This is a genomic window from Pseudomonas knackmussii B13, from assembly GCF_000689415.1.
GTDB classification, from domain to species: Bacteria; Pseudomonadota; Gammaproteobacteria; order Pseudomonadales; family Pseudomonadaceae; genus Pseudomonas; species Pseudomonas knackmussii.
The window spans coordinates 3,106,457-3,121,622 of record NZ_HG322950.1; the positions used below are offsets into that span (position 1 = coordinate 3,106,457).

A 15,166-nucleotide genomic window follows, 5' to 3' on the forward strand; every position below is an offset into this window, starting at 1 on the left:
AGCCAAGGAATGTATATGCCTGCACACAGACTCAAGACCTTGAGTGCAATGATCGCCGCCAGCGTCGTGCTGGCCGCCTGCTCCTCGCTGAAGGAGTCGGAGCCCTACAACGAACAGGAAATGCGCCAGCGGGTCATCGACGACCAGGCGCGCATGTACGAGCAGCAAGAACCGGTCACCGGACCGATCACCTTCTACGAAGCCTCGGCGCGGGCGCTGAAATACAACCTCGACTACCGCCTGAAGCTGCTGGAAAGCGCGCTGGCCTCCAACCTGCGCGACGTCACCGCCCACGAGATGCTGCCGCGCCTGGTCGCCTCGGCCGGTTACGCCGGGCGCAACAACGACTCCGGCGGCACCTCCATCGGCATCGAGGACCGCCAGGTGTCCTTGCGTCCCTCGACCTCCGAGGAGCGCTACCGCACCCTCGACAGCCTCGGCCTGTCGTGGAGCCTGCTCGACTTCGGCGTCGCCTACTACCGCACGCAGCAGAAGGCCGACCAGATCCAGATGGCCGAGGAACGCCGCGAGAAGGTCGCCCAGAACGTCCTGCAGGACGTACGCAACGCCTACTGGCGCGCGCTCGGCGCCCAGCGCCTGCTGCCCGAGGTGGACGGCTTGCTGATGCGCACCCACCGCGCCCTCACCGCCGCCCGCGCGGCGGAAGACCAGGGGCTGATGCCGCGCCAGGACGTGCTCGCCTACCAGCGCGCCCTGCTCGACTCGGTGTACATGCTCACCGTGCGCCGCCAGGACCTGGAATTCGCCCGCGCCGAACTGGCCGCGCTGATGTCGCTGCCGCCGAACTCGAAGATGGTCCTGGCCGACACCAACGAGCAGCCGCTTCCGCTGGTGACCGGCGACGTCGAGAAGCTCGAACGGCTGTCCCTCGAACACCGCCCGGAAATCATGGAGGAGTGGTACCGCAAGCGCGTCGACGAGAACGACCTGAAGATCGCCAAGGCCCAGCTCTGGCCGAACGTCAGCGTCAACTATGGCTACCAGTACGACTCCAACAAGTACCTGTACAACAACCACTGGGACGAGACCGGCGTGCAGGTCTCGATCAACCTCATCCGGCTGCTGCAGTACCCGGACCTGCAGAAGGCCGAGGAAACCCAGAGCAAGACCGACGACATGCGCCGCACCGCCCTGTCCATGGCGATCCTCACCCAGGTTCGCGTCGGCCTGCTGCGCTACCAGCTGGCGCGCCAGGAAGTCGAGTTCGCCGACGACAGCCTGCGCGTCGACAAGAGCCTGCTCGACTACGCCCAGTCCGCCCGCAGCAGCAACATCGGCAGCGAGCTGGAGCAGATCCGCGCCGAAGGCCGCTACCTGCTCTCGCGCTACCAGCGCGAGGCCGCCTACTCCGACGCCCAGGCCGCCTGGGGCCGGCTGTACAACTCGGTGGGCTTCGCGGTGATGCCGGAGAAGGTCGACAACTACGACATCAAGACCCTCGCCAGCGAGATCCAGCGCACCCTCGAACAGCAGTCGCAAAGCAACCTGCTGACCGTCAGCAGCGCCGCAACAAGCACCAGCACAGGGAGCGCCAATGTCGTATCGCAGCAGTAAGCCGTTGCTCCTCACCCTGCTCTGCCTGGTGGCCCTGCCCCACGCCTTCGCCGCCGAAGGCGATCCGCTGCAACCGACCGCCGTCGACGACCCCGGCGCGATCCGCGTGCTGCTGGTCTCCGACCTTGAGACCACGCTCTCCAGCCAGATGACCGGCACCCTCGGCGCGCTCAAGACCAGCCTGGGCGACAAGGTCGCCAAGGACGCCCTGCTCGCCCAGCTCAACTGCGTGGAAGTGCAGGCTCGCGCGCGGGTCGCCTCCGCCGAGCTGAACATGGCGCGGCAGAACCTCGCGGCGAAACGCAATCTGCGCAAGCTCGACGCAGCCGGCGAACTGGAGGTGTCCATGGCCGCAACCGAGGTGGAGAAGGCCGATGGCGCGCTCACCCTGGCGCGCGCCCAGGCTGGCTACTGCCAGGTGCAGGCACCCTTCGCCGGGCGCATCGCCAAGGTCTACGTGAAGCCCTACCAGACCGTGCAGGCCGGCGCGCCGCTGTTCGACCTGGTCAGCGACGGCGCGCTCAAGGTGCGCCTGAACGTGCCTTCCAACCTGCTGCCGGGGCTCAAGCCGGGCATGCCGATCGAGGTGGCCATCCACGAGACCGGCAAGCAGTACCCGGCCAAGGTCAGCGCGATCAACGCGCGGGTCGATGCGGTGGCGCAAACCGTCGAACTCGAGGCGCGCCTGGACCAGGCCTACCCGGACCTGGTGGCCGGCATGAGCGGCACCGCGCACTTCCCCAACGCCGTGCAGTGAGGCAGCCATGAGCGAGATGTTCCCCCCGCCGCAGCTGCTGCTCAGCCTCGACGCACTGCGCGACCGGGCGCTGGGCGCCGAGTCGCTGAACGCCCTGGCCTTCTCCATGGCCAACGACCTCTACGCGCTGCTGCGCTTCCACCAGGCATTGGTGTTCGCCCAGCACGGCGAACAAATGGAGCTGCTGTGCATCTCCGGCCTCGCGCGGCCGACCGAGGACTCGCCGTACCTGGTGTGGCTGCGCCGCGCCAGCCGCTGGCTCGCGACGCAAGTGCCGGACGCGCAGCCGCGCTGGCTGCCACGCGAGGACCTGAACCTGCCCGAGGACATTGCCGAAGGCTGGTCGGAGTGGTGGCCCACCGGCCTCTGGTGCATTCCCCTGCACGACCGCCAGGGCCAACGCCTGGGCCTGATCCTGTTCCTCCTCGACGAGGCCCCGGCGCCCTCCACGGAGGGCCTGCTGCAGGGTGTCTTCCTCACCTGGGCGCACTGCTGGGCGGCGTTCGGCAAGCGTCGCACGCTGCGCTTCTGGCGGCCGAGCCGGCGGCAGACGCTGGTGGTGCTGGCACTGCTCGCGGTCCTGCTGCTGGTGCCGGTACGGCAGACCGCACTGGCGCCGGCCGAAGTGGTGTCGCGCAATGCCCAGGTCATCAGCTCGCCCATCGACGGGGTGATCGCGCGCATGCTCGTGCGGCCGAACCAGGCGGTGGAAGTCGGTACGCCGCTGTTCGCCCTCGACGAAACCACGTTGCGCAGCCGTGCCGAGGTGCTGGCCAAGGAAGTCGCGGTAGCCGACGCCGAATTGATGGCTGCCAGCCAACGCGCCTTCGACAACCCGCAGAGCAAGGGCGAGCTGGCAGTGCTCAATGGCACAGCACGGCAACGCCGCGCCGAACTGGCCGCGGTGCAGGTGCAACTGGCGCGCACCACGGTGCTCTCGCCACGCGCCGGCGTCGCGGTGTACAGCGACCCCAACGACTGGCTGGGCAAGCCGGTGGTCACCGGCGAACGCATCCTCCAGGTCGCCGACCCGAGCCAGCCGGGCATGCGCATCCAGCTGCCGGTGGCAGACGCCATCGCCCTGGACGCCGGCGCCGAGGTCGCGCTGTTCCTCACCGCCTATCCGCTGTCGCCGCTGCACGGGAAGATTCTCGAGACCAGCTACGAAGCACGCCCCGGCGAGGACGGAGTGGCCTCCTACCGCTTGCTGGCGAGCGTCGAGGACGCCCCGGAACATGCCCGTCTCGGGCTGCACGGCACCGCCAAGCTCTACGGCGGAAGGGTGCTGCTCGGCTACTACCTGCTGCGCCGGCCGCTGGCCGCGGCACGCGCCTGGACGGGCTGGTGATGGAAGACCCCGCCGAGCTGCCGACCCCGCCGCTGCGCGACGACCTGGACATAGCCGAAGCCGGCGCCAATAGCGACGGCGAACCGGCCTGGGTGATCCACGACAACGTCACCAACCGCTTCTTCCGCATCGGCTGGCTGGAGTTCGAGTGCCTGCTGCGCTGGGAGCAGACGCCCCGCCGCATCGCCGAGGAGATCAGCGAGCAGACCGCGCTCAAGCCGGACGCCGAGCAGGTCCTGGGCTTTCGCGCATTCCTCGAACAGCACCAGCTGGTGCGCCCCGGCGCCCAGGCCCTGGCGCGTCTGCAGGCGGCCAGCGAAGGCAACGGCTGGATGACCTGGAAATGGTGGCTGCACCACTACCTGTTCTTCCGCATCCCGCTGCTGCATCCGCAACGCCACCTGCGCGGCCTCGCCGCCGCGCTGGACTGGCTGTTCCGCCCGCTGACCGCAGTGCTGGTGGTGCTGCTGAGCCTGCTCGGCATCATCCTCGTGGCACACCAGTGGGACACCTTCCGCCACGACGTGGTGGAGTCCTTCTCCACCGAAGGGCTGCTCAGCTTCGCCCTGGCGCTGATCGTCGCCAAGACGCTGCACGAGATGGGCCATGCGCTGGTGGCCACGCGCCTGGGGCTGAAGGTCGGGCACATGGGCATCGCCTTCGTGGTCATGTGGCCGATGCTCTACACCGACACCGGCGAGAGCTGGAAGCTGCGCAGCTCGCGGCAACGCCTGGCGATCGCCAGCGCCGGCATCCTCACCGAGCTGAGCCTGGCGGGCCTGGCCACCCTTGGCTGGGCGCTAAGCGACCCGGGCCCGCTGCGCAACGCCCTGCTCTACCTGGCGACCACCAGCTGGGCGCTGTCCCTGGCGCTGAACGCCAGCCCGTTCATGCGCTTCGACGGCTACTTCATCCTCTCCGACCTGCTCGACTTCCCCAACCTCCACGAGCGCGCCACGGCGCTGGCCAAGACCACCCTGCGGCGCAACCTGCTGGGGCTCGAGGAGGACTGGCCGGAATCGTTCCCGGTCGCGCAACGGCGCCTGCTGGTCAGCTTCGCCATGATCACCTGGGTATATCGCCTGGTGCTGTTCCTCGGCATCGCGGTCACGGTGTACCTGTTCTTCTTCAAACTGCTCGGGATCTTCCTGTTCGCCGTGGAAATCAGCTGGTTCATCGTCCAACCCATCTGGCGCGAACTGCGCCACTGGTGGCGTCACCGCGCCGAAGTACGCAGCGGTCGGCGTCGTCTGTTCCTGCTAGTGCTCGGCTTGCTCCTGCTGCTGGTGGCGCTGCCCTGGCGCAGCCAGATCCACGCCGTGGGCCTGGCCCGTGCCGAACGCCAGGTGCACGTCTACGCGCCCTACCCGGCGCTGCTGCAGGAAGTGCGCAAGTCCGGCCGCGTCGCCGCCGGGCAGACCCTGGCGGTGCTCGATCAACCGGACATCGCCATCCGCCTGGCCGGCAACGAGGCCAGCATGCAGGGCTACCGCGCGCGCCTGGCGGGGCTTTTGGCCGACCCCGGCGGGCTCGCCGAGGAAGCCGCGACCCGCCAGCGCTACGGCGTGCAATTCGAGGAAGCGAAAGCCGCGCGCTCGGAGATCGCCCGGCTCAACCTGCAGGCGCCCTTCGCCGGCCAATGGCTGGACCTCAACCCGGACTGGCGCAGCGGCCAGTGGATCGGCAGCCGTGAATCCCTCGGCGTGCTGATCGACCCGAGCAGTTGGCAGGTGGACGCTTATGTCGGCCCGGACGAAGTCCCACGCCTGACCGAAGGCAGCCCGGTGCGCTTCTATCCCGAAGGCGTGCCCACGGCCATTCCGGGGCATGTGCGGCAGATCGGCACTACACGCATCAACCAGCTGGAACAGCCGGCCCTCGCCTCGCGCCACGGCGGCCCGCTGGCGGTGAACCCGCAAGGTGAGCACCTGGTGCCGTCCACTCCGCTGTTCCACATCCTGGTGCAGCTCGACGGCCCGCCGCCGAACCTGCGCGAAACCCGCGGCCACCTGCAGATCGAAGGCCAGCGCCGCAGCCTGCTGGTCGAGGGCGGCAAACACCTGGCAGCGGTGGTCATGCGCGAAAGCGGGTTCTGACCCCGGCGCCTTCGCGGGTATCGGCAGCGATACAGTCTTTACCCTGCCGATACCCGATTCCCCGCGACGGCAAGACTTGGGCGAGCGTTAAATGCGCGCCCGATTTTCCCGTATGCCCGGTGTCACATGCTTTCCAAGGCCCTCAAGACCGCCCTCGTCCTCGCCCTGTTCTCCTCGCTCTCCGGCTGCTGGCCGTTCTTCCCGCCCTTCGGCGGCCCCGGCGGGGGTGGCGGTGGTCACATGGGTGGCGGCGGCGGGCATGGCGGTCCGGGCTTCGAAGCCCACCGCTGAGTCAGAAGGCGGCCTTGCCGATGGAAGCGCCGCCGTCGACGTACAGCGTCTGCCCGGTGATGAAGCCGCTGCGCTCCGCGAGCAGGAAGCTCACCGCCGAGGCGATCTCGTGCGGCTGGCCAAGGCGGCCCATGGGCACCGCGGCCAGGTAGGCCGCTTCGCCGGCGCTGCCCGGCGGGTTGCCGGCGCGGAACAGTTCGGTCTCGGTCGGCCCCGGCGCCACCGCATTCACGGTGATGCCGGTTTGTGCCAGCTCCAGCGCCCAGCCGCGCGTGAAGCTGACCAAGGCCGCCTTGGCCGCCGCATACGCAGTGCGCTGCGCAATGCCGAGGATGGTCAGGCTGGAGATGTTCACCACCCTGCCCCAACCGCGCTCGCGCATTCCCGGCAGCAGTGCCTGGGTGGCGAGGATAGCCGGGTGCAGGTTGACCTGCATGACCTCATCGAAGCTGGCCAGGTCGATGTTGCCCAAGGCCTGCGGCTTGACCAGGCCGACGTTGTTCACCAGCCCGTCGAAGGCGTACCGGGCGGCCAGCTCGGCCAAGCCCGCGGCGCTACGCTGGGCATCGCCCAGGTCAAGCGCCACCAGCTCGCCAGGGAAGTCGCCGCGCTCGGCCTGGCGGGCAATGCCCACCACCTTGTGCCCTTCGGCGGCCAGTTGCTCGGCGACGGCGCGACCGATGCCCTTGCTGGCGCCGGTGACGAGGAAGGTACGACTGCTCATGGCGCTCTCCTGTCGATCAATGCAGGCGTTGCAGTATGGCCTTGCCCACGGCCGCCGCCGAAGCCGGGTTCTGCCCTGTGATGAGTTCGCGATCCGTCACCACGTTGGGCGTCCAGGGCGTGGCGTTGCTCAGGTAGCTGCCGCCGGCTCGCTCCAGTGCGGTCTGCGGGTAGAACTTCATCTGCCCGCCGCCGAGCAGACCCTTGGCCTGTTCCTCTTCCTGGTTGCTGATCACCGTCATGCGGTAGCCGGAATAGATCCAGTCGCGCGGCGCGGCCACTTTCTCGCCGCGCTCCAGCGCATCGATCAGCCGCTGCGGCTGGTCCAGCGCGGAGAGCAGCGCGATGGGGCCGTGGCAGACCAGCGCAGTGGTCTTGCCTTCGGCATGGAAGGCACGCAGCAGGCGGCCGAGGGCCGGATCGCGCAGCAGGTCCTGCATGGGCGCATGGCCGCCGGGTACATAGACCGCATCGAAATGCTTGAAACCGATCTGCTCGACGCGGGCAAGGCTGATCACCGGCGACTCGCCCGGCGAGGTCAGCTTCAGTTTCGCCAGCAGCGCCTCGAACTCGGCCAGGCGCTTGGCATCGCCGCCGAAGAACTGCGCATCGACCGAGCTGCGATCGAGGGTTGGCGCCACGCCGCTGGGCGTAGCAAAGGTGACCTGGTGGCCGGCATCGAGCAGCGCCTTGGTCGGCTCCAGCAGTTCGTTGAGGTAGAAGCCGGTGGCGTAGACCTTGCCGTCGCGCAAATCGAGGTGGTTCGCGTCCGACAGCACCACCAGCACGTTGGCGGCATGGGCACCGAGGCTGGCGCTGCCGACTGCGGCGGCCAGGGCGAGGGATTTCAGGGCTTTCATGGCGAGTCTCCGATCAGGGGCGCCAGGCAAGGGCCGGCGCGTGGGTCGCCACTGTATTGATGCCATCGACGGCGATAAACTCGCTTCCGGCCAAATCATCTTTGCTCTGGAGATACAAATGCCCCGCCGCTTCGATCACCTCGGCGACGTCGAGGCCTTTCTTGCCGTCATCGAGCACGGCTCTCTGAGCGCCGCCGCCATCGCCCTTTCCACCACCCCGTCGGTGATCAGCCGGGCCGTCGCCCGCCTGGAGACGCGCCTGGGCAGCCAGTTGCTGCGCCGCACCACGCGGCGCCTGAGCCTGACCGAGAGCGGCAGCAGCTACCTGGAACAGACCCGCGCCGCTTTCGCGCAGATCGAAGCCGCCGAGCGCGAGTTGCTCGGCGCCGGCCCCGTACAGGGCCGCGTGCGCCTTAGTGTGCCGACCACCTACGGTCATCACCGCCTGCCGCCGCTGCTCGCCGCCTTCGCCCTGCGCTACCCGCAGGTGCAATTGGAGCTGGGCATCGCCAACCGCAACGTCGACCTGATCGCCGAAGGCTACGACCTGGCCATCCGCCTGGGCCGCCTGCCCGACAGTGGCCTGATCGGCCGCAAGCTCGAGGACGCCCGGCTGTGCCTGGTGGCCGCGCCGGCCTACCTTGCCCGCGCCGGCACGCCGCACAGCCTGTCGGATCTGGAATCGCACAACTGCCTGCCGTTCATCATGCCCAGCAGCGGCAAGCCCGGACTCTGGCTGTTCCGCGAAGAGGGCGCGGAACGTGAGTTCGTGCCACGCGGCAACCCGCTGCTGGCCGACGATGTGCTCGGTACGGTAGCGCTCGCTATCGCCGGCATGGGCCTTTGCCAGACCTACGAATTCATCGTCGCCGACGCCTTGCGCCAGGGCCGACTGGTCCGCCTGTTGCCGCAGCACGAAGGCAGCAGCCGGCCCTTCTCCATCCTCTATCCGCCGCACCGCCAGCTGTCCGCCGCAAGCCGGGCACTGATCGACTTCCTCGGCGAGGCAGCGGCTGATCCGCATTTTGCCGGTACATCTGAATCTGTTTCGGCGCCGGCGCAGGACGCAAACTGACCGCGATCGGCACGGAAACCTCCCCTGCACCGATCAGCTGCCATCCGCCGCATCCCTGTGGTCGCACGCCCCGGGCTGCGGCGGCTTTTTTCCCGGCAACTGTACTGGTCGTTCCACGGGCCGAGCGGCTAGAGTCGAGCGACGCAGCGAACCGGGAACCCAGCATGCAGGCGAGCATCCCCGCGACCGACGGCTACCCGCTCAGGGGGCGTGTCTGGCGCCATTCCGACAGCGATCCGCAACGGCCGGTGGTGATCGTCAACCCGGCCACTTCGGTGCGCTGCGACTACTACGCGCGCTTCGCCGACTACCTCCACCGGCAAGGCTTCGACGTGGTCTGCTACGACTACCGCGGCATCGGCGGTTCGCGCCCGGCCTCACTGCGCGGCTTCCACGCCAGTTGGCTGGACTGGGGCCGCCTCGACTTCGAGGGCGTGCTGCGCTGGAGCGCCGCGCGGTTTCCCGGTCAGCCGCTGCAAGTGGTGGCGCACAGCGTCGGTGGTTTCCTGATCGGCCTGGCGCCTTCCTGCGGGCAGGTGCAGCGTGTATTCAGCATGGGCGCGCAATTCGCCCACTGGCGTGACTACGACCGCCAACGACGCCTCGGCATGCTGTTCAAGTGGCATGTGGCGATGCCGACCCTGAGTCGGCTGTTCGGCTACTTCCCGGCCAAGCGCCTGGGCTGGATGGAAGACACCCCGACGGGCGTGGTACGCGACTGGACCCACCGCAGCCCGCGCTTCGAAGACGCGTACCGCCGCGGCCCGCAAGCAATGCCCGCCACCGAGCGCAAGACCCTGGCCGAAGGCTTCGCCCACCTGCACGGCGCAACCCTGGCGCTAAGCATCACCGACGACGAATTCGGCACCCGCGCCGCCATCGAGCGCCTGCTCGCCTACTACCGCAACAGCCCGCGCCAGCACCTGCGCCTGCCGCCGCAGGCCCTGGGCTTCGAAGCCATCGGCCACTTCGCCTTCTTCCACAGCCGCTTCCAGGACAGCCTCTGGCCCATCGCGCTGCGCTGGTTGCGCGATGGCCGGGTGGACGACAGCCTTAGCGTCTACCTGGTCAAGGAGCCGCAGCACCAGCCGGTTACCTGCTGACTCGACTCAGCTGCGTGCCCGCATCCCCCAGAGACTGCCTGCCAACTCATTCGTATTCCTCGTTGATGGCATAGGGATCGGCGCTGTTCGCTTGGGTCGCGAAGATCCGCTCCGGCAGCTTGAAGCCGCGCAGCTGCAGCAGCGCCAGCGGGCCCTGGCCCAGTTCGGTGCGCAGGTGCCAGGTCAGCGGCAGGCCGTCGGCGGCTTTCAGCACTACCTGGAAGCGCGTGTCGCTGTCGTCCAGCGGCGTGACCTTGGCCTGCTCCAGCAGGCGGATCAGCCCCCAGGTGCCGGCGTAGTCGCCATACAGCCGGGCGCCGGTGCGCACGCTGGTCCAGCTCAGCGAGGCGCCGGGGTGATCGATGCGGCTCGGCCAGCTGAACGATTGCCAGAACTCCATCTGGTTGAAGTACTCCAGGCGCTCGCCATCGACGATCAACGTGGTCTGCACCACGTCGCGCACCGGCTTGGCCTGCAGCTGGAAGGTCAGGCCCATGCCGCCGTCGGTATAGAGCAGGTCGGCCAGCGCGCTGAGCTGGTTGATCGCCTTGAGGAACACAGGATCGAAGTGCAGCCCCTGGCTGTTGCCGGCGTCCGCCACCCAGCGATTACCTTCCTTGCGCAGCACCCCGCCCAACTGGCCGGCGAGGAACTGCTCGATGCGCCCGCTGCCGCCGCGGATCATCTGCCCGAGCATGGGCAGCGAGGTGTCGCTGCCACTGGCGGCGAAGGGATAGCGACCGTCGAAGGCGCGATTCCAGTTGCTGATGATGGAGCGCTGCCACTGCCGATTGAGGCTCTGCGCCGAGGGCTGCAGCACGCCTTCCCAGGCCTGGGCCAGCGGCTGCACGAACAGGCTCTGGCCGAAGCCGCTCCACTCCTCGCCCAGGCTGGCGGCGAGCAGGCTGCCGTAGTCGCGGGTGTCGGTGAGGTCGATGCTCTTGCCCTGGAATACCGTTTGCGCCAAAGCCTGGGTCATCGCCTGCGGATCGGCGGCATTGATCACCTGCTGCAGCTTCAGGCGCACGCGGGTGACGCGAGTGAGGAAGGCCGACAGGCTGAGGCTGTCATCGTTGCTGCTGGCGCCCTCCTCCTTGCCGAGCAATGCCAGCAGCGGGCCGAAGGTGGCATCCAGCGGCCCGTGCAGGCCGAGGGCGCGTTGATCGATCACCGGCTGCTTGTCCTTGTCGAGCAGTTGCTGCGCCGACTTCATCAGCGAATCGGCCAACGCCTGGCCCTGGGCACCGGTGCGGCCCTGGTAGGCCAGGGTGTTCATCAGCGCGATCAGCGGCGATTGGCGCACATCGCTCATCAGGCTGAGCTGGTCGATGACTTCCGGCAGGTTGTCCGCCCGCCGCCAGCGCAGGCTGTTGAGGAAGGCCAGCCAGGAGTCGGCGAACTCCTGGAAGTAGCGCTCGGTCAGCTGCTTTTTCAGCGCGTCGGGTTGCAGGTCGTCGGCGACCTTGTTCTGCCGGTCACTGAGCACCCAGTCGATCTCCTCGCGGCGCGCCTCGGCGATCTCGTCGATGGCCGTACGCACATGGCCCTCCCAGGCCTGGCGCGTGAAGGCGCCGGGCACGCTGTTGGGCGTGTCGAACAGCGCCTGCGCATCGGTTTCGCCGACCATCTGCAGCAGGTTCAGGTCCGCATAGTTGGTGCCCGCGCCCTCCAGCATCTTCTCGTACAGGCTGGCCACGCCATTGCGCTGACCCAGCTGCCCGAGCAGCACCTGGCGCGCCTGCGCCACCACGCGGGCGTCGGCCTGGATGCGCCAGTCGGGATGGATTTGCAGGTGTTCGGCGTAGAAGGCCCACAGGCTTGGCGACAGGCCCTGCCAGAGGCCGGGTTTGATGCCGGGTCGGTCGGCTTCGAGGCTGTGCAACGCCTTGGTCAGGAAGGCGGCATCGACCTTTTCCGGACGCGCCAGCATCAGGTAGGCCTTGAGTTGGTCATGGCCTTCGACGGCACGCGCGGCGCGCTCGGGGCTGCCCGGGGGCAGCGCGGCCAGGTCGGTCAGTTGGCGTTCGAGATGGGCTTTGGCGCTATCGCGCAGCAAGCGATTGTTGGCCTCCGCGTAAAAAGGCCAGAGCGCGGCCTGCAGCTCGGCATTGTGGTTCAGGCCAAAGCGCAGGAACCAGGGCACGCCCTGTTGGGCCTGGTAATCCAGCCGGCCAAGCTCGCGGGTCAGCTCGTGCAAGGCGGTGATCTGGCTATCGAGGTCACCGGCCTGGCGCAGCACACCCAGCGCCGTCTGCGCATCGGCGATCTGGCTGCGGTTGTTGGCGAACGACAGCAACAGGCCCAGGGCCCACAGGGCCGCCAGACCGAGCACCAGGCAATACGTCAGGCGCGGCACGGACCAGCCCAGGCGGCGGCCGCGAGGTTCCCGATCATCCAACACAGCCTGCCAGGCCGCGTTCGGCCACCAGGCATTTTTCAGCAGCCCATCAGGAGACTTCTGCGGCAGACCAAACAGCAGGCCGCGCAGCGGCAAGCGGCGGAAGGAATCGCTCAGGAAGGGTTGCAGCGCCTCGCGCCATTTGGCGATGCCCTCGCCTTCCAACTGGAAGCCCAGGCGCACGAGGAAATCGTGTGACTCCTCCTCGACCAGTTGTCCCATGCCTCGCTGGCGCAAGGGATCGAGCAGTTCGCGCAGCTTCGCTTCGACGTCCGCCACCGTCGCTCGCGAAGGGAGTAAGCAACCGACTGGCTGCGCCTTGCGCCCGGTCTGCTCCCAGCCGCTGGCACAGACCTGCCAGAGGTACAGCGGCGCTTGCCAGCGCAGCGAGCTGGCCAACTCGCGCAGTCGGATCACGCCCGTGCCCAGCGTGGCCACATCGTCACGTTGTGTCTCATTCAGCGCCCAGACGATGCCGTCCAGCGGCCGCCAGCGGCGCAGGCCCTTGACCAAGACCAGCGTCGAAGCTTCCATTTCCCCACCCAAACTGCCGCCCCAGAGCAGCACGGTGCCCTGGCCTTCGAGCCACTTGTCTTGGCTCAGGCCGGGGGCGATGGCGTCGAGCTCGGCCGGCTCGCCGACGACCAGCAGGAGGCGAACCTTGAGCGGCCAGAAAAGCCCGTAATCGCTACGCAGGCGCTCCGCCAGTTTTTGTTTCGGCGCTAGCGCGAGCACCTCGGCGGAGCTTGGAACCTTCACTGGCCGCCTGCCACGTATCAGTTGGCGGATGCCCTTCTGCACGCAAAACCAGACCAACGCAGCCACAGCAAATAGCACCGCCCAGCACAGCAGCCCCCTGAATAGAAGGGTTTTCAGCGCAGCACGGTCAAGCGAGGGCGATCCCTCCCACAACCACCAGGCGACGCTGCCGGCCAGCACCAGAACGGCCACCAGCAGCGCCATGAGCAGGAAGGTACCGAGAAGGGACGGATTGCGGGGTTCAGGAACTTGCGTCATCGGGTTGCACCACTCCAAGTGCCAGGGTGTGATCGGGGTCGCTGGCCAGCCAGGCGCAGGGGCTTGCGTGCTGCTCGGCATGGCAGGCGGCCAGGGTCTGCACGACCATTGCCTGCAGGCCTTCGAGTTCGCCCCAGTAGGCGTCCTGCTGGTGCTGGTTGAGTGGCCAGCCCAACTCGCCCAACTGGGTGACCTCGGGTTGCGAAAAGGCCACGCAGGCTTCGGCCTGCTTTTCCAGTTCGGCTTGCCGCACGGCACGGAGGGCAACCTCGGCGAGGTCGTCCTGCTCTGCCGCGAAGCGCTCGCCACAGGTGAAACGCGCACCGCCCTGCGTGCCCAGCAGCCAGAGCACGGCGGCTTCCCCGGCGGGCAGGCGCGCGTCACGGCTCGAGGCGCTGGACTGGCAACCGGCGCAAAGAATCCGTGCCTCGGCCGGCGCGCCGTGCAGGCGCTCGATGATCGCGTCCAGGCTGGCCATGCCCTGCCAAGGCTCGGGATGCTCCGGCAACTGCACATCCGGGCACTCCTGTGCCATTTGCTGGACGAAGGCGCTCCAGCCTGCCGGCGAGCCCTGCCAATAGCACTGCAATGCTGGAAGCGCGGCGGGTTTGCGCTGTTGCTGCCAGGTTGTCGCCAACTGCCGGGCCAGTTGCCGCTCGCGCTCGACGAGATCGGCGCCGAAGACCTGCAGCAGGCGGATCGCCTGACCGCCGCTTTCCTCCTGCACCGACGGTGGCGAACCCTTGCCCGCCAGCACGCGCCGCCAATGCAGATCCGTCGTGCCGGCCGCACCGATCAGCACGCTTTCGACCAGGGCAACCTGCCGGCGATGCTGCGCCCACCAAGCCTGCGAGACTTGCTGTGTTTCCTCGCGATAGCACTGCGCCGTATGCCGGTTCAGGCGGAAGGACAAGGTGCACACCAGCAGCGCCAGGAACCACGCCAGCAATACGCCGGCAGCCAACAAGGCGGTCACACGCGGTTCGAAAAACGGACGCAGCAGCACGCCACCACCGCCGACCAGCGCCAGCAACGTCGACCCCGTGGCCAGCCAGCGCGAGTAGCTGGGTGGGTTGGCCATGGGAAAAGCGGCGAAGTGCGGTTCGGGCTTCACGGTTCCACCAGGAAGTCGGGCACCGAGCTGACCAGGGAGCAGCCACAGGCACAGCGGTGGCCATCCAGGGCCACCGGCAGACCGTCGACCTGGGCAAGGCTGCTGCCCTCGGCAATGCGGTTCAGGCCATGTAGGTTGCACAACACCGCATCGCCCTGGCAGGCGATGGGCTTGCCCAGGCAGTCGTAGCGGCCTTCCAGCACCTGGCCGCCATATTCGCGCAAGGCATCGCCCTGGCGGATCACGGGTTTCATGCAAACGCCTCCTGTAGGTCGATACGCGTCACTTCACCGGGCACGTCTTGGGCACCGGCAACCGCAGCGGGGTCTTGATCGGATATTCGGGCGCGCCGTAGGGGTAGCAGGAGGTGGTGACCTGCAGCTGGTCGCAGGGCAGGAAGTGCACGGTGATGCCGCAGACCTTCTGGCCGGTGTAGTCCGGGACCGGGACTAGCTGGGTGTGTTGGCGTTTTTGCGCCTCATTCTTTGCCACCCAAGCCTTGTACTTGGCTCTATCAGCAAAGCCCGGGAATCCTTTCGAACCAGCCACTCCGGTTTCCCAATCCACCCGTACCGTCAGCCCAGGCCGCCATTGCGCAGGAGGTGCGTAGCCCCAGCCCCCGCCGCCACCCTGGAAGGCACCAATGATATCGACGGCCGAATGGCCATCGACGCTGAAGTGGTTGATCGCCCACTGAGTGTGGTTGACCCCGTAGATGGTCCCGGCCTGGGCCGTAGCGGCGAACAGAACGGCGGCGAGGCAGCCAACCAGGGAGCGCAGCGTGCGACAACGAACGATTGGAAACATGC

13 protein-coding genes are annotated in these 15,166 nt (G+C 68.0%); 7 read left to right on the top strand and 6 right to left on the bottom strand.

The window, feature by feature from the left end:
- Window positions 1–15 precede the first annotated feature (15 nt).
- The 5 genes from PKB_RS14560 (at window position 16) to PKB_RS29880 (ending at window position 6,067) form a co-directional block, all read left to right on the top strand.
- Window positions 16–1,575, top strand: coding sequence for a TolC family protein (locus PKB_RS14560; RefSeq protein ID WP_043252832.1), 1,560 nt, complete (start codon window positions 16–18; stop codon window positions 1,573–1,575).
- Window positions 1,556–2,332: an efflux RND transporter periplasmic adaptor subunit gene (locus PKB_RS14565; RefSeq protein ID WP_043252834.1), complete on the top strand. Its 777-nt coding sequence runs from the start codon at window positions 1,556–1,558 to the stop codon at window positions 2,330–2,332. Before PKB_RS14560 ends, PKB_RS14565 begins: the two co-directional genes overlap by 20 nt.
- Before the next feature lie 7 nt (window positions 2,333–2,339).
- Window positions 2,340–3,680 carry an efflux RND transporter periplasmic adaptor subunit gene (locus PKB_RS14570; protein WP_043252836.1) on the top strand — a complete coding sequence of 447 codons (1,341 nt, stop codon included), beginning with the start codon at window positions 2,340–2,342 and terminating at the stop codon, window positions 3,678–3,680.
- Window positions 3,680–5,776: a site-2 protease family protein gene (locus PKB_RS14575; RefSeq protein ID WP_043252838.1), complete on the top strand. Its 2,097-nt coding sequence runs from the start codon at window positions 3,680–3,682 to the stop codon at window positions 5,774–5,776. Before PKB_RS14570 ends, PKB_RS14575 begins: the two co-directional genes overlap by 1 nt.
- A gap of 126 nt (window positions 5,777–5,902) precedes the next feature.
- On the top strand, window positions 5,903–6,067 hold the full coding sequence (locus PKB_RS29880; RefSeq protein ID WP_167333369.1) for a hypothetical protein: 165 nt from the start codon (window positions 5,903–5,905) through the stop codon (window positions 6,065–6,067).
- A 1-nt stretch (window position 6,068) separates the two neighbouring features.
- Here PKB_RS29880 and PKB_RS14580 read toward each other — a convergent pair whose 3' ends face one another.
- On the bottom strand, window positions 6,069–6,791 hold the full coding sequence (locus PKB_RS14580; RefSeq protein ID WP_043252839.1) for an SDR family oxidoreductase: 723 nt from the start codon (window positions 6,789–6,791) through the stop codon (window positions 6,069–6,071).
- A 16-nt stretch (window positions 6,792–6,807) separates the two neighbouring features.
- Window positions 6,808–7,650: a type 1 glutamine amidotransferase domain-containing protein gene (locus PKB_RS14585; RefSeq protein WP_043252840.1), complete on the bottom strand. Its 843-nt coding sequence runs from the start codon at window positions 7,648–7,650 to the stop codon at window positions 6,808–6,810.
- Between the two features lie 118 nt (window positions 7,651–7,768).
- Between PKB_RS14585 and PKB_RS14590 the strand changes: the two genes are divergently transcribed.
- Both PKB_RS14590 and PKB_RS14595 read left to right on the top strand, forming a co-directional pair.
- The gene (locus PKB_RS14590; protein ID WP_052355289.1) at window positions 7,769–8,725 is read left to right on the top strand and encodes a LysR family transcriptional regulator; all 957 of its coding nucleotides are present in this window, start codon (window positions 7,769–7,771) and stop codon (window positions 8,723–8,725) included.
- A 164-nt stretch (window positions 8,726–8,889) separates the two neighbouring features.
- Entirely contained in the window at window positions 8,890–9,828 is a 939-nt protein-coding gene (locus PKB_RS14595) for an alpha/beta hydrolase family protein (RefSeq protein ID WP_043252841.1), read from the top strand.
- Between the two features lie 46 nt (window positions 9,829–9,874).
- On the opposite strand, the gene PKB_RS14600 is transcribed toward PKB_RS14595, so the two are convergent.
- From PKB_RS14600 to PKB_RS14615, 4 genes are read right to left on the bottom strand one after another with little or no spacing between them, the layout of a single operon-like run.
- Window positions 9,875–13,243 carry an ImcF-related family protein gene (locus PKB_RS14600; RefSeq protein WP_052355290.1) on the bottom strand — a complete coding sequence of 1,123 codons (3,369 nt, stop codon included), beginning with the start codon at window positions 13,241–13,243 and terminating at the stop codon, window positions 9,875–9,877.
- Complete coding sequence (locus PKB_RS14605) at window positions 13,227–14,357, bottom strand: hypothetical protein (RefSeq protein ID WP_156958034.1); 1,131 nt, start codon at window positions 14,355–14,357, stop codon at window positions 13,227–13,229. Before PKB_RS14605 ends, PKB_RS14600 begins: the two co-directional genes overlap by 17 nt.
- The gene (locus tag PKB_RS14610) at window positions 14,354–14,611 is read right to left on the bottom strand and encodes a PAAR domain-containing protein (RefSeq protein WP_043252842.1); all 258 of its coding nucleotides are present in this window, start codon (window positions 14,609–14,611) and stop codon (window positions 14,354–14,356) included. Before PKB_RS14610 ends, PKB_RS14605 begins: the two co-directional genes overlap by 4 nt.
- A 28-nt stretch (window positions 14,612–14,639) precedes the next feature.
- Window positions 14,640–15,164, bottom strand: a complete 525-nt coding sequence (locus tag PKB_RS14615; protein ID WP_043252843.1) for a Tli1a family immunity protein — start codon at window positions 15,162–15,164, stop codon at window positions 14,640–14,642.
- Between the last annotated feature and the right edge of the window lie 2 nt (window positions 15,165–15,166).